Source organism: Mesorhizobium sp. EU05-FHT14A09 (assembly GCF_058790995.1).
The window spans coordinates 52,025-70,011 of record NZ_JBYTDF010000008.1 but is presented as its reverse complement, the minus strand read 5'-3'; the positions used below and the strand labels follow the sequence as shown (position 1 = coordinate 70,011).

Sequence of the window (17,987 nt, the reverse complement as noted above, 5' to 3'; positions counted from 1 at the left end):
TCAGGCCCCGCACACCTTGGCATCCGGCTTCGTCGAAACGTCGAAGCCGAACCACTTCTGCGAAATGCTCTTCAGTTCGCCCGACGCCTTCAGATCGCACAAGGCTGCATCCCACGCCTTGCGCAGATCATCTTCATCCTTGCGCATCAGCCCGCCCACACCGACACCGAGGTAGTTGAATTGCTCGAAGTCGATATCGGGAGACAGGATTTCGATCGGTTCGCCCTGTTGTGAGCGCGTCAAGGCGATCCACGGAGAACGCCCGGCAACGGCTGCGTCGATACGGCCGGCCAGCAGGTCCAGATTGAGGCTGTCCTGATTGTCGTAGAGCCGAACCGTCACCTCCCCTTTCAGCTCGTTGTCGACGAGCTTCTGGCTCTGGGTGCCGGACTGCACGCCAATGGTCTTGCCGGCAAGTGCGGCCTTCAGCTCCTGCCAGTTTGCCTTGCCGTTCAGGCCGGACGTCTTCGCCGCAGCGAAATTGATCGGCAGGTTGGCATAGCTCTGCGTGAAAGCCAGCCGCTTCTGCCGCTCCGGCGTGATGGCGATGCCGCCAACGAGGATGTCGTACTTGCCCTGTTCGAGCGCCGGGATCTGTCCTTCCCACGGTTGGGCAGTGAAGCGGCAGTTCCGCTTCATGCGATCGCAGACCTGCTTGGCGAGATCGATCTCGAAGCCGGTGAGCTCACCGGAAGGTGTCGTCGATGTCCATGGCAGGTAACCGCCATCGGTGCCGATACGCACTTCGGCCTGGTCTTGCGCGACCGCCGGTCCACACAGCATTGCGCCGAGCACGAAAACCGACAACAGGCCCCTGATTGTCTTTTGCATGATCAAATTCCCTCCCCTGTTCTTTATCCGTTTATCAAAGACGCTCAGGCCGTCCCTCTGCACCAAGGTCCCAGAACAATCCCGCCATGATGGCGAGTCCTTCCTCGACAAGAGGCTGCAGCAGGTGCTCGTCCGGTGCGTGCTGCGAGCACCCGGAATAGGAATGCGGCACCCAGATCGTCGGCATGCCGAGGATGTCGGCGAAGCAGTCGTTCGGCAGCGAACCGCCGGCATTCGGCAGGATGGTTGGCTCGATCCCAGTCGTTTTCTCGACCGAGGCCGCGGCCCAGCGCATCAGCGGATGTTCCGGATCGAGGCGGGTAGCACCCCATTCCGATTCCTGTGCCATAGGTTCGATCGTCACATTCCGGAAGCCATTTTCATCCAGGAAGGCGCGAATGGCCGGGAAGAAAGCTGCGGGATCGACATCCACCGTGTAGCGAATCTGCATGCGGGCACGGGCATGCGGCGGGATCGCATTGATTGGCTGCTCGGGTCTTCCCGAGGTCATCGCCAACACTTCGAGCGCGGTCCAACCGAACACCCGCTCTGACGGCGTCAGGCCAGGCTCACCCCACCACGGATTGAGCTCCGGGCCGTTCTCTTCGGTTTCCAGCTCGATCCTGGCCAAGGCGGTCCGCACAGTCTGCGGGATTTCGCGAGGCAGGATATCGCGGACATTGATGCGGCCATTGGCAGAGACGAGCGCTGCGATCGCGTTGGCGAGGATGACTGCCGGGTTGGCGATCAACCCGCCCCAATTGCCGGAATGATGCGCGCCTGGCCGCAGGTCGCAGACCAGATCGAAGTCAGCGGTTCCGCGCGTTCCGCCGTCGAGCGTCGGACGATGCTGCGCAAGGCGTGGACCATCGGATGCGATGAGCCAATCGGCCCGCAGTTTGGAGCGATGCTCGGCGCAGATTTCGCGAAGCCCCGCCGAACCCGTCTCTTCCGATGTCTCGATCAAGGCGACCGTGTTGAAACCGAGTTTGCCACGCGTTGCCAGCACAGCCTCGAGGGCGAGCATGACGATGGTATGCTGGCCCTTGTTGTCGGCGGTCCCCCGGCCATAGATGCGTTCACCCTCGACCTTTACCTGCCAGGGGTTGCGGCCGTTCGACCAGGAACCTTCCATGCCCGCGACCACGTCGCCATGACCGTAGACGAGCAGTGTCGGCAATTCATCGGATTCGTTGCGGCGGGCAATCAGCAGTGGGCCGCCGGCAGGGTCGGGATTTTCGACCACTTCACCGGCAAAGCCGAGCTGTCCGAGATCGGCGTTGATTTCATCGAGATAGCGATAGCATTCGGGACGCCGTTCAGGCTTCTGGCTTTCCGTGGCAATGGCAACCCGGCGCTGCAGGTCGGACAGGAAGCGGCCGTCGGAGGCAAAGGACGTGGCAAGGGCGATGGTTTGATTCCGAGACATAATCCTGCTCATTTGAATTCCTGACAGAACGATGTCACGCTGAAGAATGTGCGAGCAAACCAAAAGTTTTCTCGGTTAGCCTCAATAGGATTAAGCCTAAGCATGTCACGGCACTTGCCACCCCTCCCCGCTTTGCGTGCATTCGAGGCGGCGGCGCGTCATTTGAGTTTCGCCCGCGCGGGTGGAGAGCTCGGTGTTACGCCAGGCGCCATCAGCCATCAGATGAAGCAGTTGGAGGACTGGGTCGGCGACCCGCTGTTCGAGCGACGCGCGAACGGCGTTCACCTTACCGAAACCGGGCGCGTCTTTGCGACCCGGCTCGGCGCGATTTTCGACCAGATCACCTCAGCCGCGGTCGCAGCGCGCGCACCGGGTGGGACGAGCAGCGTGACGGTGCGCTGCCAGTTCTCGCTGGCCTCGAAGTGGCTGGCGCCCCGCATCGGCAAATTCCGCGCTTTGCATCCCGATATCCAGATTGCGGTGCAGGCGCTTCCGCACCGCTGGAATGCCAATGAACGCGACCCCGATCTCGCAATCTACCATGGCCGCGGCACGATTCCCGGCGTCCGGCAGGACACGTTGATCGGCGGGAGATTGGTCGTCGTCGCGTCTCCCGGTCTCGTCGCGACCCTGCCGCCGGCGCCAACGCCCGCCGACCTGTTGTCACGGCCATTGATCAAGGTGGATTTTGCCGAACCCGGCTGGCACGACGAAGGCTGGGAGGCCTGGTTTGCAGCGACCGGCTTCGGTCATCTCGAACTGCGTTCGATGCTCTCCTTCAACCTGGTGCATCTGGCGATCGAAGCCTGCAGCGCCGGTGCTGGATTTGCACTTGTCCCCGACTTCATGGTCGAGCAGGAGTTGGAAAGCGGGCGCCTTGTCGACGCCTTCGGCATCTCGCTGCCGATCCGGCAGCCCTATGTGATGATGACCCCGGAGGCCAGCCTTGCCCGGCCGGAAGTGGCCATGCTGCGAAGCTGGCTGCTGGACGAAGGGATCCGATCCGCCGCATAAGACACGGACAGCTAAACCAGACGAACAGAGGGCGCGACGATGCACACGGAACAGGGCGTGCTCCGGATTTCAATCGGCGTCACCATCGTGCTCGCCGTGATCGGCATCGTCTTCGGTCTGCTGTCGGGTTCCTTCGCCATCGTCTTCGACGGTGTCTACGCGTTGACAGATGCGACCATGACAATCGTCGCCCTGCTCGTCGCCAATCTGATCGCCTCTTCGACCGCGGTCGGGCCGGCCAAAAGCAAGTTGGTCAAACACTTCACCATGGGCTTTTGGCATCTCGAACCGATGGTGCTCGGCCTCAACGGCATCATGCTGTCAGGCGCGGCGATATATGCGTTGATCAACGCGGTCGGCAGCATCATGTCGGGCGGACGCGAACTCAATTTCGACCAGGCCATCATCTATGCGGTCGTGACGCTTGCCGTGACCATCGGCATGGCAATCTACGGCCACCGGGCAAACCGTACCATCCAGTCGGATTTTGTCGCGCTCGACGCCAAGGCCTGGGTCATGTCGGCATCCCTGACAGCCGCATTGTTCGTCGCCTTCGTCTTCGGCTATCTGGTGCAAGGCACCAGCCTGGAGTGGACGTCGCCTTATGTCGATCCGGTTGTGCTCGCCGCGGTCTGCGTGATCATCATCCCGATCCCGCTCGGCACGATCAAGCAGGCGCTGGCCGACATTCTTCTGGTCACCCCCGCGGACCTCAAGCGCCATGTCGATCAGGTCGCTGAAGAGACCGTCAAGCGTCATGGTTTCCTGGACTATCGCGCCTACGTCGCCAGGGTCGGTCGCGGCAGACAGATCGAACTGTTCTTCATCGTGCCATCGGATTGGCCCGCAAAAAGACTGCAGGAATGGGACCTCATTCGCGATGAGGTCGGCGAGGCTCTCGGCGACGAGGGTCCAGATCGCTGGCTGACTATCGCCTTCACCACCGACCCGGAATGGGCAAACTAGACGGGGCTTTGATGACTAGCGCACGAGCGGCGCGACAGCATTTTCAACAAGGCGCACGAGACTGAGCGCGGTCATTTCCGAGGATTTCGGGTTGGTGGCCAGTGGCTCGTTCTCGAGAGTGAGGTCGAGCCTGCCGAAGGCGCCAGAGGCTTCGACCCGGTGGGCATTGCGGCGTGCTGCCGGATCGGCCACCAGCACCACGCGGGTCCTGTCGAGGCCGATGCCCGACAGTGCCGAGATCACCGCGACATTGGCGTTTTGAGGAAAGCGACCAGCGGCTTCGCGTGCGCTGCCGTCGAAGAACGGGGAGACGACCGCGAGCGTTTCCAGGTCCAGTATGGCCTCCGCCGGCGTGCCGCGCCAGGCGCGAGGTGGCTTGACGATCGTATGAACCACTTCCTCCAGCGGCAGGATGCTGGCAGCCGCCAGCGCGCCGAGATCACCCAAGGCACCCGAGGGAACAACGATGCGGCTGCCTGTTTCCTTTGCCACCGAGACGAGCCGCCCGAGCAGCGCGTCATCGCAGAAAGCGCTGGTGGATGAGATGATGAAACTGGCGGCACAACGCAATGCCGCCTCGCCCCAGACCGCGACGGCATCACGACCCGCTGCCTCGATCACCATATCGATATCGAGCCCCGCCAGCTCGCGTGGCTCCGATATCAGCTGCACGCCGGCCGGAAGATCCTCCCGGTGGCGTTGATGGTCACGCACGGCCACCGCGACGACGCTGACACCTTGCGGATGGCGTTCCGACAGCAGCTCGCCGACACGCCGGGCAATTGCCCCCCAACCGACAAAACACAGATTGAGGCGCCGGTCAGAGGCCGACATAACCATGCACCAGCTCGGCGTCGCGCGTCAGGTCCTGGCTGTTGCCGGACCAGACCGTACGACCTTTTTCGAGAATGTAGTGGCGATCGGCAAGGCGCTTGAGAACATGCAGGTTCTTGTCGATCAGCAGGATCGATTGCCCTTCCGCTTTCAAGGCTTCGATGCAACCCCAGATCTCGGCACGGATCACCGGCGCCAGGCCTTCCGTGGCTTCGTCGAGAATGAGAAGTTTTGGATTGGTCATCAAGGCTCGGCTGACAACCAGCATCTGCTGCTCGCCGCCCGACAAGGTGCCGGCGGCCTGGCCGGCCCGCTCGCGCAGGCGCGGAAACAGCGCATAGATCCGCTCCAGCGTCCACGGGTTCTTGCGCCCGAGCCGATTGGCAGCCGTTGCGACGAGGTTCTCGCGAACGGTCAGCGTCGGGAAGGTATGGCGCCCCTCTGGCACCAGCCCGACACCGAGCCGCGCCACCCTCTCGGGTGCCGCGCCCAGCACGTTCTGGCCGCTGAACTGCAGCTCGCCCGCAAGCGGCTTCAACAGCCCCATGATGGATTTGACGGTCGTGGTCTTGCCCATGCCGTTGCGGCCGAGAAGCGTGACGACTTCGCCCTCGCCGATCTCCAGCGCCACGTCGAACAGAACCTGGCTTGGCCCATAGGCGGACTGCAGCTTGGCGACCTTCAGCACAGCTCGTCCCCTTCTCCCAGATAGGCCGTTCGCACTTCCGGATTCTGCCGGATTTCGTCGACGCTGCCACTGGCAATGACACGTCCGTAAACCAGGACCGATATCCGATCCGCGAGCGCGAAAACGGCGTCCATGTCGTGCTCGACGAGCAACATCGAGACCTGGTTCTTCAGCCCGCGCAGGGTTTCGATCATCTGCTGGCTCTCGGCGTGACCGAGACCGGCCATCGGTTCATCGAGCAAGAGCAGGCGGGGCCGTGTCGCCAGCGCCACGGAAAGTTCCAGCTGCTTCTGCTCGCCATGCGAAAGATTGGCGACCAGTTCGTTCGCGCGCGGTTCCAGACCGGTGCCGGCCAGCAAGGCAAAGGCCTCGTCCCGCAGCGAGCGATCGGCGCGGACACTTTTCCAGAAACGGAAGGAATGGCCCTGCCGCACCTGCACGGCCAGTGCGACATTGTCCAGCACGGTGTAGTCGGGAAGCAGGCAGGTGATCTGGAAGGTACGAGCCAGACCCAGGCCAACGCGCCGTGCGGTCGGCAAGGCATCCAGCGACTGTCCGGCCAGCTCGACTGTCCCCTCATTGGGCTTCAGCTCACCCATCAACTGGGAGATCAGTGTCGTCTTGCCGGCGCCATTCGGCCCGATCAATGCGTGGATTTCGCCCGGCTGCACCGTCAGGTCGACATGGTCGGTCGCAAGCAATCCGCCGAAGCGCTTCACCAGCCCGCGAACATTGAGGATCGGCTGGGTCATCAGCGTTTCCCCATCAGGCGCAGCACAAGTGCCTGAACGCCGCCATGGGTGTAGAGCACCACGAACAACAGGATGAAACCGAGGGCCAGTTGCCAGTTTTCCGTCCACGCCGCCAGGGAAGTTTCGAGGACGATGAAAACGGCAGCGCCGATCAGCGGCCCGAAAAGTGTACCGACACCGCCGAGGATGACCATCACCATCAGTTCGCCCGACTTGGTCCAGTGCATCATGTCCGGGCTGGCGAAACGCAGGAAATTGGCCATCAGCGCCCCAGCGAGCCCGCAACCCATGCCGGAAATGATGAATGCCATCAGCCGGTAGCGATAGGCCGGCAGGCCAATCGCCGCCATGCGCTTCTCGCTCTGGCGCAGGCCGACCAGCACATTGCCGAAGCGCGAGTTCACGATGCGCCACAGCAGAGCGAAGAACGCCACCGTGATGAAGAGACAGACATAGTAGACCGTCTGCTTGTCGCGCATGTTGAGGCCCGGCAATTCGTTGGTGCGGCGAATGATCAGGCCGTCGTCGCCGCCATAGGTTTTCAGCGACACGAACAGGAAGAACAGCATCTGGGCAAAGGCGAGCGTGATCATGATGAACTGCACGCCGCCGGTGCGCAGCGACAGCGCGCCGATCACCGCCGCGGCGAGGCCCGAGATCAGGATCGCCGCCGGCAGCGTGATCAGCATCTGGTTCGTGCCGGGAATGAAGCCGAACATAGGCTCATCGAGCGAATAGTGCTGGTAGAGGATGCCGACGACATAGCCGCCGATGCCGAAGAAGGCGGCGTGGCCGAAGCTGACCAACCCGCCATAGCCGAGCACCAGGTTGAGGCTGGCCGCGGCGATGCCATAGATCAGGATGCGCGTCGCCAGCGAGGTGAGTGCCGAATAGCCGGTCGCATCCGCGATCATCGGCAAGGCGATCAGCACGATCAGTACGGCTGCGAGCAGTGCCGGGCGCTTGAAGGAAGTTTCGCTGTTCACAATCAAGCCCAATCAGGAATTGCGGATGAACAGGCCCTTGGGCCGGATCAACAGGACGATGGCCATCAACAGATAGATGCCCATGGAGGAAATGCCGGCGCCGAGAGCATCGGCTTCCGGCCCGACCATCACTTGCCTGAGCAGGCCTGGCAGATAGGCGCGCAGGCCGGTGTCGACGATGCCGAGGATCAGGCTGGCGAAGAAGGCGCCGCGAATGGATCCGACGCCACCGATCACCACGACCACGAAAGTGGTGATGAGGATCTGCTCGCCCATGCCGATCTGCACGGCCAGAATCGGCCCCGCCATGAAGCCGGCGAGCCCGGCCAGCAAGGCACCGAGACCGAACACCAGCGTATAAAGCAACCGTATGTCGACGCCGAGCGCCCGGACCATTTCGCGATTGGTGGAACCGGCGCGCACCAGCATGCCGATGCGAGTGCGATTGATCAGCAGATAGAGGCCGAAGGCGACCAGCAGCCCGACCAGGATGATCGCGAGACGATAGATCGGATACGAAAGGCCCGGCAGCAACTCGACCGATCCGTCCAGCACTGACGGCATCTGCACGAACAGTGGCTGGCGGCCGAACAGCATGGTCACCGCCTGGTTGAAGATCAGGATGAGGCCGAAGGTGGCAAGCACCTGGTCAAGATGATCGCGCCCGTAAAGCCGGCGCACGACCAGGAATTCGATCGCCACACCTGCCAGAGCCGCCGCTGCAAGCGCGGCCGGAATGCCCAGCCAGAACGATCCGGTCTCTGTCGCAACGAACGTGCCCGCATAGGCGCCGATCATGTAGATGGAGCCGTGCGCCAGGTTGATGACGCCCATGATGCCGAAGATCAGGGTCAGTCCTGCTGCCATCAGGAACAGCATGACGCCAAACTGCACACCGTTCAGCAATTGTTCGAGAAAGAGCGTCATCGCGCGGTCACTTCGGCAAACGGGAAAGCGTGGGGAGACGGCGCAAGGCCGCCTCCCCTCTCAGTTCGGCAATGGTGCGGCTACATCTTGCAGTCGGCCGAATAGGCGTCGCCGTGATCCTTGAACACCTCGCCGACTGTCTTGATGACCGGCTTGCCATCGGCGCCATTCTCGACCTTCAGCGCATACCAGTCCTGGATCGGATGCTGGTTGGGGCCGAAGGCGAACTTGCCGCGCACCGACTGGAAATCCGCCTTGCGCAGGGCGTCGCGGAATGAATCGTCCAGCTTGCCGCCGGTCGCCTTGAGCGCCGAAGCGATCAACTGGCCTGTGTCGTAGCCCTGGCTGGAATAGTAAGTGGCCGGACGGTTGTAGGCCTTGTTCCAGGCCTCCATGAATTTCTTGTTGGCCGGATTGTCGAAGTCCGTATTCCAGTGCGCCGAGACATTGACGCCCACAGCAGCTTCGCCGACGGCCGCCAGCGTGACGCCGTCCATCGACGGCTCGGCCAGAACCATCGGGATTTCTTTGCCGAGACCTGCCTGCTCATACTGGCGAAGGAAGGTGATGCCGAGGCCACCCGGATGGAACTGGAAGACGACATCCGGCTTTGCCGCACGGATCTGCGCGAGTTCGGCGGCAAAATCGGTCTGGTCGAGGCGGGTGTAGACCTCGCCGGCGATCTCGCCCTTGAAGAAACGCTTGAAGCCGGCAAGCGCATCTTTTCCGGCCTGGTAGTTCGGCGCCAGGATGAACGCTTTCTTGTAGCCGAGATTGGTGGCGAGCTGGCCGGCGCTCTCATGCAGGCTGTCGTTCTGCCACGAGACGACGAAGTAGTTCTCGTTGCAGCCCTTGCCGGCGAGGTTGGACGGACCCGCATTGGGGCTGATGTAGAAGGCGCCGCCATCGACGATGTCCGGCACGGTTGCACCGGCAACGTTGGAGAAGACGATGCCGGTGAAGAGCTTGACGCCGCTTTCGCTCAGGAAGCGCTCCGCGATCTGCTTGCCTTGCCCCGGCTTCAGGCCATCATCCTCGACCAGCAGTTCGACCGGGACGCCGCCCATCTTGTTGTCTTCCATGGCGAGCTTGAACCCGTCGCGCACATCCTGGCCGAGATAGCCGGCTGGGCCGGACAGTGTCGTGATCATGCCGATCTTGACCGGATCCTCGGCCAGAGCGCCGAACGTGGTGGCGATAAGCGCCGAGGCGGCGAGCAGTGTCTTTCGCATAAGCATTGGTTCTCCTCCGTTGGTCGCCGTCTCGGCGTTTTTGTTGGCCGGCAGGTTAGACAGGACCTACTCGCATGTGAATAGGTCCTGATGCTTCATCCCCGCTAGAGCTTCACCCAGCCTTCCGGCGGTGTCTTGCCGGGATGCATGGCACCGCAGTTCGGGCAGGTGCGCGCTTTCTCATCGGCATAGAAGGCCTGGTAGATGGGCGGCAGGTCGCGCACGATGCTCTTCAGCGAGACCTCGACGCGTTTGACCAGCCCGTTGCACTCGAAGCAGTACCATTCGAAGGCGTCGAGAAGGCCGTCATTTCGCTTCGGCTCGACGACAAGCCCGATCGACCCTTCCTGCGGGCGCTGCGGCGAGTGGCGCACATGCGGCGGCAGCAGGAAGATTTCGCCTTCGCGGATCGGCACGTCGTAGAAATTGCTGTTGTCGACGACCTTGAGCATCATGTCGCCCTTGAGCTGGTAGAAGAACTCTTCGACCGGATCGTCGTGATAGTCGGTGCGCTTGTTCGGGCCGCCCACCACCGTCACCATGAGATCGGCATCCTCCCAGATCTGCTGGTTGCCGACCGGAGGCTTGAGCAGATGGGCGTGCTCGTCGATCCATTTCGAGAAGCTGAAAGCAGACAGACGTCTGGTCATGGTCATTCCTCCCAAGAGTGGCGCTGTCGCGCCCGTTCGATTTAGTCGGCGATCTTCAGGCCGCATGCCTCGAAGGCGACGCGGGTTGCCCGTTTCTCTTCCTCGGTGAGCTCGAGCAGCGGCGGCCGAACCCGCCCGCCGGTCTGGCCAAGCAGGTCCTGCCAGTATTTCTGATGCGAATGCGGTTTCTCAGCCGGACGTGTGTTCTTGAGCGCGGCGCGGACCGGATCCAGGCTGTCGCGCACGGCGCGCGCCTTTTCGATTTCACCGGCGAAGGCGAGATCGGTGTACTGGCGCATGCGCGTATCGTTCTTGGTCTGGATGAGGTAGGGCGGCGAGGAGCAGAGATAGAGCTGCCAGCCAAGCTCGACGATGTTGTCGAGCCACTCTTCCTCGGAAGCCGTGCTGACCAGGATCCGGTCGCCGGCAAGGCGGGTCAGATCCTTGTACATAGGGCGCGGCACGCTGTACTTGATGGCCACGACGTTCTCGATGTCGGCCAGTTGGCTGCACAGTTGCGGGCTCATCAGATAGCCGCTGTCGGGATGGCTCCACAGCGCAATGCCGATATCCACCTTGTCGGCGATGGTGCGGTAGTAGTTGAGGAGCGTTTCGTCCTGCTCCTTGAAGAAGTGCAGCACCGGCGCGTGCACAACGATGTAATCGGCGCCGACTTTCTGCGCGTGTTTCGCCAGTTCGATCACCACATCCATGTTCTGGTCCGAACAGGACATGATGGTCTGGGCGCGTCCGGCGCAGGCATCGACCGCCAGCTCGAAGCTGCGCTTGCGTTCCTCCAGCGACATTGAGAAGAACTCGCCTTGCTTGCCGGCGATGAAGAAGCCATCGATCTTCAGATCGTCGATCCAATGATCGACGTTGCGGCGGAAACCACTTTCATCGACCGACAGGTCGTCCTTGAAAGGCATCAGCGCCGCGGCCCAGATGCCTTTCATCGTCGCGCGGGAATGAGCCTTGGCGGTCTTCTTGTCGTATTTCATCGGCTTGTGAACCCTTCAGATCGCCATGCGGTGCGAGATATTTTTCACCACCATGTAATGCATGATGCCCTCGGCCCCGCCCTCGCGCCCGAAGCCGCTCTCCTTGACGCCGCCGAAAGGCGTCTCGGCAACAGAAGCCTCGAGCGTGTTGATGGAAACGTTACCGGCCTCCAGATCGTCGGTGATCTGGTCGACATTGGCTGCCGAGTTGGTGAAGGCATAGGCAGCCAACCCGAAGGGCACGCCATTCGCCTTCTCGATCGCGTCTTCGAGCGACGGCACCGGATTGATCACGGCAAGCGGTCCAAACGGCTCCTCGCGCATCACCCGGGCATTGGCTGGCACGTCGGCTAGGACAGTCGGCGGATAGAAATAACCGCGGTTGCCCGAGCGCTCGCCTCCGGCCAGCAGTTTCGCGCCCTTCGACACCGCATCGGCCACCAGCGCCTCCAGCGCTTCGATGCGGCGATGATTTGCCACCGGCCCCATTTCCGTCCCCTCTTCGAGCCCATTGCCGGTCTTCACCAGACGGGCGCGCTCGACGAATGCGTCGGTGAACGGCTTGTAGAGTTTCTCATGCACGAAGAAGCGCGTCGGCGAGGTGCAGACCTGACCGGCATTGCGTACCTTGCGGATGGCCGAGGCAATGCCTGCCTTCACCGGGTCGGCATCATCGCAAACGATGACCGGGGCATGGCCGCCGAGTTCCATGAGAGCAGGTTTCACATATTGCGCGGCAAGGCCGGTCAGCCTTTTTCCCACCGCCGTCGAACCGGTGAAGGCGATCAGGCGCACCGGCTCCTGAGGGATGAGGTATTCGGAGATCTGCGCTGGCACCCCGAAGACGAGGTTGAGCACGCCGGCCGGAAGTCCGGCATCATGAAAAGCGCGGGCAATGTGAAGACAGCCGGCCGGCGTCTCTTCCGATGCCTTGATGATGATAGAACAGCCGGCAGCCAGCGCACCGGCGATCTTGCGGGCCGGCTGGCTGAGCGGAAAGTTCCAGGGCGAAAACGCTGCCACCGTGCCAATAGGCTGGTGATGCACGACGTAACGAATGCCCGGCTCGCTCGGAATGACACGACCATAGGTGCGCTGCGCCTCGCCGGCATCCCATTCGAAGAACTCCGCGCCGCGGATGACTTCGAGGCGCGCCTGCTGAAACGGCTTGCCGTGTTCACGGGTGATGTCGAGGGCGATTTCATCGATACGCTCGCGCAGCAGCGATGCAGTCTTGCGGATGATCTCCGCACGCCGCGCCGGCGATGTCTTGCGCCAGACGGCAAAGCCGCGCTCGGCTGCCTCGAGGGCCGCATCGAGATCCTGCGTCGAGGCGACGGGGACCGCGCCGATCACGCTTTCGTCGGCCGGATTGATGACTGGCAGAGTCTCAACCGTCTTGCGCCATGCGCCACCAATATAGAGCTGAAGATCCGGGTAGTTCGACATTGGGGCGTCTCGGCTCCGTACTGGCATGAAATCCTGGAAACGTCGCACAGCCGCAGCCGGCAACCTCTCGCACGCCAAGATCAATGGATTTCGATATATCGACAAGACAGATTTATGCGATAAATTAATATGGTTTTTTATATGAATTGATTTCCGTCGAAAACGGCGGGCATACGGCGATCGGACCTTGGCGCATGAAGATCACCATCAAGCAGATCCAGCAGTTCCTGGCGGTCGCCGAACTTGGCAACTTCTCGCGCGCTTCGAAACGCCTGGGCACCGCACAGCCGGCGCTTTCGCAGGCAATCCGCGATCTTGAAGACGAATTGTCGGTGCGCCTGTTCGACCGCACCACCCGTCGTGTCGAGCTGACCGATGCCGGCCGGGAATTCCAGAACTCGGCGACGAAGGTCATGGAAGAACTGGAACATGCCGTGGAAGGCGTTCACATGCTGGCGGAGCGGCGACGCGGGCGCCTGCGTATCGCAGCACCGCCCTTGCTGGCCTCCGTGGTGCTGCCGCAGGCGATCGCCGAATTCCAGCAAAGTTATCCGGGGATCGCCGTACAGCTTGCCGACGTCGGTACCGAACAGATCGTCGAAGCCGTGCGCAGCGGCAAGGCAGATTGCGGACTCGGAACCTTCTCTCCGGCCGAAGACGGCATCGAGCGGGTGGCCCTGGTGCGCGACAGCCTGATGCTGTTCTGCGATGACCGCTCCATATTTGCGAATGCAGCCAGCGCCAGATGGCGTGATCTGGCGGATCAGCCGCTGATTACGCTGACGCGCGACAGCGGCATTCGCCTGCTGGTCGAAGTCGGTTTCGAAACGAGCGAAATTCCGTTGAAGCCTGCCTTCGAAGTCAGCCAGGTGACCACCGCGCTCGCGCTTGTTGAAGCAGGATTGGGGGTGGCCGTGCTTCCAGCCTACGCCCTGGCGGCAGCACGTCACCGCAAGGTGGTCGGCAAGCCGCTGGTCGACCCCAACATCGCGCGCGAGGTGGCCATGATCCATGCCACCGGGCGGTCCGTCTCGCCTGCGACGCAGGCATTCGTCGCGGTCGTTCGGCGGTATGCGCAGCGCCTCATCCCGCGCTAAAACGCACGAACGCCGCTACTGATCGCCTTTGATCAGGCGCAGCAATGCCTTGGAAAGCGCTGCTTCGCTGTCAGCCAGATCAAGCACCACATCGAAATGATTGCGATTGTCGACTTCCATCAGCGTGGAGGGAAAACCCGCTTCCCGCCACAGCCGGTGATATTCCATCGACTGCCGCTTGAAGCCGGCGGGTTCGCCCGCGGCATAGGCGGCCACGATAGGGCAGCCGACACGCGGCAGATTTTCAGCCGGGCTCAGCTGCCTGACGGAATGCTCATCGAGCTTGATCCAGTCCCGCACGAACGACCGGGAGATCGGCGCCAGGTGGAACAGGCCGCTGATCGGCATGGCACCCTTGATCACATCCTCCGGCACGTCGAACGCATCGTGCCACCCGCCTGCCAAAGCCGCACCCGTCAGATGACCGCCGGCGGAACTGCCGCCAACATAGATACGATCGGGATCGACGCCGAAACGCGCACCGTCACGCCACAGGAAGCCGATGGCGACGCGGATCTCGCGCACGATTTCGGCCAGGTCCACCTCTGGCGCCAGCCTGTAATCCACCACTGCGGTTGCGATGCCATGCCTCGCCAACATCGCTGCCATGAAGGCGGAATCGTGCTTTGAAAGCATCCGCCAATAGCCACCGTGGATGAACACGAAAACCGGTCGCGGTTCCGCGCCGACGCCATAGAGATCGAGTGTCTGGCCGCTCTCGGCATCGTAGACGACGTCAAGATGCGAAGCGATGTCCTTCACTGCCTCCGATCCGCTTCGATAGTTCCGCATCTCGGCCTCGAACACTTCGGTCGAAACCGAGGCGCGCGCGCTGTAGTCGCGATCCAGAATCTCGCGTGGCCAATCGGCTTCTGCGGCTAGTCCGGTCATCTTAAGCGGTTCCTAGCCAACGAAAACCCGAATGGTTTCTGCGACCACCTTGGGCTGCTCCAGCGTCGGGAAATGTGTCCGGCCGGGCAGTTTGTTCGGCTTGTACCAGTCATGTCCCGCAGCGAAGTCGAGTTGCGCCTGCGCGTATTCGGGTTCGAAGGGTTGCGAGTAGACATGCGTGATCGGGCGGTGCTCTGCCATCGCCGCCATGCGCTGCATCGGGTTGCCCCATTTGCGATAGGCCCTTGCGATTTCGCGGCCGGAACGGGCCCACATCTCGAAACTGTATTTGGCCATCTCTTCGTTGACGTGATTGATGATGTCCGGGTTCTCGGTATCACCGATCCAGTAGTTGAAGAAGTCGCCGCGGCCATTCTCCCAGTTGGTGCGATCCTGGATGTGGTCGATCATCGAAAAGAAGGCTTCGTTGGGCGTGGTCTGGATCCAGTCGATGACGACGGAGCGTGGCACGCGCGCGCTACCGAGCCGGTCGGTCACTTCCATGTTCGCCCAGCCGCCATGTGAGGTCGAAACCGGTACCACTTTCTCGATCTTCATCCGGTCGAGAAAAGCGATGACGTCGTCAGCCTGGTCGTCGGTGACGAAATCGCCATCGTGGTCACGATGCAGGCCATGACCACGCCAGTCCAGCCGGACCACACGATGGCTGCGTGCAAGCTCTGGTGCCAGGGTCTTGAACAGACGATGGTCCTGGCACCAGCCCGACAGAAGCAGGAGAACATCCCCCTCTCCTGCTTCGTCGTAGGACAGCGTGTTGGCTCCAATCTGGATGGACTGCATGCGAGAACTCCGAAATGCGAGACGAAGGGCGGGAAAGCCCTTCGATGAAAGCGATCAGGCGAAGGCTTCGGTGGCGGTCGGGATGTGACGCGCGGTCTTCATGCGTACCGCGCCGATCTCGGCGGACTTGCCTGTGATCTTCAGGACCTCGGAACGAATGTCGTCCGGCCAGAAATTCATGTCACCCAGCCTTTCGGCCGTGTCCTGGGTGTGCTCGGTGAGCGGGCGTTCGCGCGCTTCCCATTCTGCGAGCGCCGCCTCGATATCAGGAGCGTCGGTGACGGCTGCCGCGAGCGCCAGGCCGTTCATCAGCGCGCAGCCACCACCCTGCCCAAGGTAGGGTGGCATTGCATGCGCTGCATCGCCCAGGATCGCGACGCGTCCTTTGCTCCACTGCTTGAGCTTCACCACCTCGAAGGCATCCCAGCGGCCAGCATCGCCAAAACGCGCGACCAGATTGGCGAGATGCGGGAAGGATTGCGTCCACAAATTGCGATCGGCCGGCACCTTGAGAGCTTCGGCATCATCGGCCGCGCAACAGAGCGCGACATAGAGATCGGATGCGCTGGCAGGTGTATAGAGAATGCGCCGCGACCCGGTGAAATATTCGATGTAGCGATCACGATCCTCGGGCGACACATCGTTGTCGTCACGCGGGATCAGCATCCGGATCGCGCCGTAACCAAGATGTTTGCGATACAGCAGGAGGTCGAGCGAATCCCGCACACTGGAATTGATGCCGTCCGCGCCGACCACCAGATCCGCCTTGCGCCGCTCGCCGCCTTCCAGCAGCAATTCACCTTCCGGCGTCGCGCCGATGGCTGCCGAGCCTGTCACGATTTCGACGCCGGCGTTGCGGCAGGTGTCGACCAGCGTGTTGATCAGTTGCTCGCGCAGGATGGTGATGAGACGCGCATCCCCCGGCCCGTTAATGGGGATTTCTTCCATCGTGGTGTCGTTGTGATCCCGCGTGTGGAACTGCGGGCCGATATGGGCACCAACGGTGGCCTGTTCATAGGCACCGATCGCCTTGAGCACGCGCAACCCGTTGCTCCAGATATAGATGCCGGCGCCAAAGGTGCGCAGGGTCGGAGCGCGTTCGTGCACGGTCACCGACCAGCCGCGGTGCGCCAGCGCTGCCGCCGTCGTCAGACCACCAATTCCCGCGCCCGCAATTTCGGCACGGCGTCCGGCGCCGGTTCGCTGCATCATTGTCTGACTTCCTCCCACCGGTGCTGACCGCACCTGTCTTTTGACTTGGCCGGACCACGACATGCCGCGCCAAATATCTCGGTACCGGTAACGCTACCGCCCGACCGGTTGGCGAGACCTTCCCAATGATTGGCAATTCACACAAATGAATTCTGTGGAATTTTCTATGAAGCTTTGGAATACCAGAGTGGAACCAACCATCGAACCGGCAACGCGCTCATGAAACTCGTCACCAGTCGCCTCACCATCCGCCATTTGAGAATGGTCGTGGCCATCGTCGAGGAAGGCAACCTCGTGCGCGCGGCGAAACGGCTTAACATGACGCAGTCGGCCGTCACCAAGGCACTTCAGGAAGTGGAAGCCCTGACCAAGGCCCGCCTGTTCGACCGCAACAACCGTGGCGTGGTGCCGACCATGTTCGGAGAAACGCTTGCCGAACATGCCCGCCTCGTCATCACCCAGCTCGCTCATGCCGAAGAGCATCTAGCCGATCTGCGCGACGGTACTGGTGGCCGTGTCGCTATCGGCACGCTTCTGTCCGCTGCCGCCGAACTGTTGCCGACGGCGATCGCCCGCCTGCGCAAGGATCGCCCGAAGCTGGTGGTGAAGATCGTCGAAGGCACCAATGACGTGCTGATTCCCGCGCTGCGCGCCGGCGAGCTGGACATGGTGGTCGGGCGGCTTTCGGAACTCCGGGACCGGCTCAATGTCGTGCAGGAAGTGCTGATGGACGACATTGCCTGCGTCGTCGCGCGCCGCGGTCATCCGCTGGCCGAGCGTCGCGACCTGGGTCTTGTCGACCTCATCGGCTGGGAGTGGATCCTGCCGCCGCAGGAAACCAGCCTGAGACGACAGATCGACATCGCTTTTCGCGAAGAAGGCCTGGAGCCGCCGGTGCACGCTGTCGACTCCGTATCCCTGCTCACCAACCGCGCCCTGCTCGTCGACGCCGACTATCTGGGCGTCTTCCCGGCCCAGGTCGCGCGCAGGGAAGCCGCTGCGGGCGCAATCACCATCCTGCCCGTCACCCTGCGTGCAACCGCTATACCGATCGGGATCACCACCCGCACCAACGCCAGGCTTTCCCCGGCAGCCGAATTGCTGGCGGAAACGCTCAGGAAAACGGCCATCGATCTGACGGCGTGATCCTCGGTTACCGAAACCATTGCTATTCCCTACCTTCATAGCTGGGAGATGAGTTTTCCATTTACCGCAAGACTGATTGGC

The 17,987-nt window shown here is 62.2% G+C and carries 18 protein-coding genes; 4 read left to right on the top strand and 14 right to left on the bottom strand.

The genetic code is table 11. The annotated features are described in order from the left end of the window. Positions 1 to 831, bottom strand: a complete 831-nt coding sequence (locus AC3WTO_RS23315) for a transporter substrate-binding domain-containing protein (protein WP_492463411.1) — start codon at positions 829 to 831, stop codon at positions 1 to 3. Positions 832 to 865: 34 nt separating this feature from the next. After that, positions 866 to 2,260 carry a M20 family metallopeptidase gene (locus AC3WTO_RS23310; RefSeq protein WP_492463412.1) on the bottom strand — a complete coding sequence of 465 codons (1,395 nt, stop codon included), beginning with the start codon at positions 2,258 to 2,260 and terminating at the stop codon, positions 866 to 868. Positions 2,261 to 2,362: 102 nt separating this feature from the next. Here AC3WTO_RS23310 and AC3WTO_RS23305 point away from each other — a divergent pair, with 102 nt between their 5' ends. Then, entirely contained in the window at positions 2,363 to 3,274 is a 912-nt protein-coding gene (locus AC3WTO_RS23305; RefSeq protein WP_492463413.1) for a LysR substrate-binding domain-containing protein, read from the top strand. A gap of 39 nt (positions 3,275 to 3,313) precedes the next feature. Further along, positions 3,314 to 4,240 (top strand): cation diffusion facilitator family transporter, encoded by a 927-nt coding sequence (locus tag AC3WTO_RS23300; RefSeq protein ID WP_492463414.1) that lies wholly within the window; start codon positions 3,314 to 3,316, stop codon positions 4,238 to 4,240. A gap of 15 nt (positions 4,241 to 4,255) precedes the next feature. Here the strand turns inward: AC3WTO_RS23300 and AC3WTO_RS23295 are convergent, their stop codons facing one another. The 9 genes from AC3WTO_RS23295 to AC3WTO_RS23255 form a co-directional block, all read right to left on the bottom strand. Further along, the gene (locus AC3WTO_RS23295; RefSeq protein ID WP_492463415.1) at positions 4,256 to 5,074 is read right to left on the bottom strand and encodes an aspartate dehydrogenase; all 819 of its coding nucleotides are present in this window, start codon (positions 5,072 to 5,074) and stop codon (positions 4,256 to 4,258) included. Beyond that, positions 5,061 to 5,762 (bottom strand): ABC transporter ATP-binding protein, encoded by a 702-nt coding sequence (locus AC3WTO_RS23290; RefSeq protein ID WP_492463416.1) that lies wholly within the window; start codon positions 5,760 to 5,762, stop codon positions 5,061 to 5,063. The genes AC3WTO_RS23295 and AC3WTO_RS23290 overlap by 14 nt, the downstream gene beginning before the upstream one ends. Next, positions 5,756 to 6,514: an ABC transporter ATP-binding protein gene (locus AC3WTO_RS23285; protein WP_492463417.1), complete on the bottom strand. Its 759-nt coding sequence runs from the start codon at positions 6,512 to 6,514 to the stop codon at positions 5,756 to 5,758. Before AC3WTO_RS23285 ends, AC3WTO_RS23290 begins: the two co-directional genes overlap by 7 nt. After that, positions 6,514 to 7,428: a branched-chain amino acid ABC transporter permease gene (locus AC3WTO_RS23280; protein WP_492463474.1), complete on the bottom strand. Its 915-nt coding sequence runs from the start codon at positions 7,426 to 7,428 to the stop codon at positions 6,514 to 6,516. The genes AC3WTO_RS23285 and AC3WTO_RS23280 overlap by 1 nt, the downstream gene beginning before the upstream one ends. Before the next feature lie 84 nt (positions 7,429 to 7,512). Then, positions 7,513 to 8,427 (bottom strand): branched-chain amino acid ABC transporter permease, encoded by a 915-nt coding sequence (locus AC3WTO_RS23275; RefSeq protein ID WP_492463418.1) that lies wholly within the window; start codon positions 8,425 to 8,427, stop codon positions 7,513 to 7,515. An 80-nt stretch (positions 8,428 to 8,507) separates the two neighbouring features. Continuing rightward, on the bottom strand, positions 8,508 to 9,659 hold the full coding sequence (locus tag AC3WTO_RS23270; RefSeq protein WP_492463419.1) for an ABC transporter substrate-binding protein: 1,152 nt from the start codon (positions 9,657 to 9,659) through the stop codon (positions 8,508 to 8,510). Between the two features lie 104 nt (positions 9,660 to 9,763). Next, positions 9,764 to 10,309: a 3-hydroxyanthranilate 3,4-dioxygenase gene (locus AC3WTO_RS23265; RefSeq protein WP_492463420.1), complete on the bottom strand. Its 546-nt coding sequence runs from the start codon at positions 10,307 to 10,309 to the stop codon at positions 9,764 to 9,766. A gap of 41 nt (positions 10,310 to 10,350) precedes the next feature. Continuing rightward, complete coding sequence (locus tag AC3WTO_RS23260) at positions 10,351 to 11,310, bottom strand: dihydrodipicolinate synthase family protein (RefSeq protein ID WP_492463421.1); 960 nt, start codon at positions 11,308 to 11,310, stop codon at positions 10,351 to 10,353. 15 nt (positions 11,311 to 11,325) lie between these two features. After that, positions 11,326 to 12,759 (bottom strand): NAD-dependent succinate-semialdehyde dehydrogenase, encoded by a 1,434-nt coding sequence (locus tag AC3WTO_RS23255; RefSeq protein ID WP_492463422.1) that lies wholly within the window; start codon positions 12,757 to 12,759, stop codon positions 11,326 to 11,328. A 194-nt stretch (positions 12,760 to 12,953) separates the two neighbouring features. Between AC3WTO_RS23255 and AC3WTO_RS23250 the strand changes: the two genes are divergently transcribed. Further along, positions 12,954 to 13,856 (top strand): LysR family transcriptional regulator, encoded by a 903-nt coding sequence (locus tag AC3WTO_RS23250; protein WP_492463423.1) that lies wholly within the window; start codon positions 12,954 to 12,956, stop codon positions 13,854 to 13,856. A 15-nt stretch (positions 13,857 to 13,871) separates the two neighbouring features. Here AC3WTO_RS23250 and AC3WTO_RS23245 read toward each other — a convergent pair whose 3' ends face one another. From AC3WTO_RS23245 to AC3WTO_RS23235, 3 genes are read right to left on the bottom strand one after another with little or no spacing between them, the layout of a single operon-like run. Beyond that, positions 13,872 to 14,747, bottom strand: coding sequence for an alpha/beta hydrolase (locus tag AC3WTO_RS23245; protein WP_492463424.1), 876 nt, complete (start codon positions 14,745 to 14,747; stop codon positions 13,872 to 13,874). Between the two features lie 12 nt (positions 14,748 to 14,759). Then, a complete protein-coding gene (locus tag AC3WTO_RS23240) occupies positions 14,760 to 15,548 on the bottom strand; it encodes an alpha/beta fold hydrolase (RefSeq protein ID WP_492463425.1) in 789 nt (262 codons plus the stop codon). A gap of 54 nt (positions 15,549 to 15,602) precedes the next feature. Beyond that, a complete protein-coding gene (locus AC3WTO_RS23235) occupies positions 15,603 to 16,760 on the bottom strand; it encodes an FAD-dependent oxidoreductase (protein WP_492463426.1) in 1,158 nt (385 codons plus the stop codon). 219 nt (positions 16,761 to 16,979) lie between these two features. Here AC3WTO_RS23235 and AC3WTO_RS23230 point away from each other — a divergent pair, with 219 nt between their 5' ends. Further along, positions 16,980 to 17,906: a LysR family transcriptional regulator gene (locus AC3WTO_RS23230; RefSeq protein WP_492463427.1), complete on the top strand. Its 927-nt coding sequence runs from the start codon at positions 16,980 to 16,982 to the stop codon at positions 17,904 to 17,906. Positions 17,907 to 17,987: the final 81 nt, after the last annotated feature.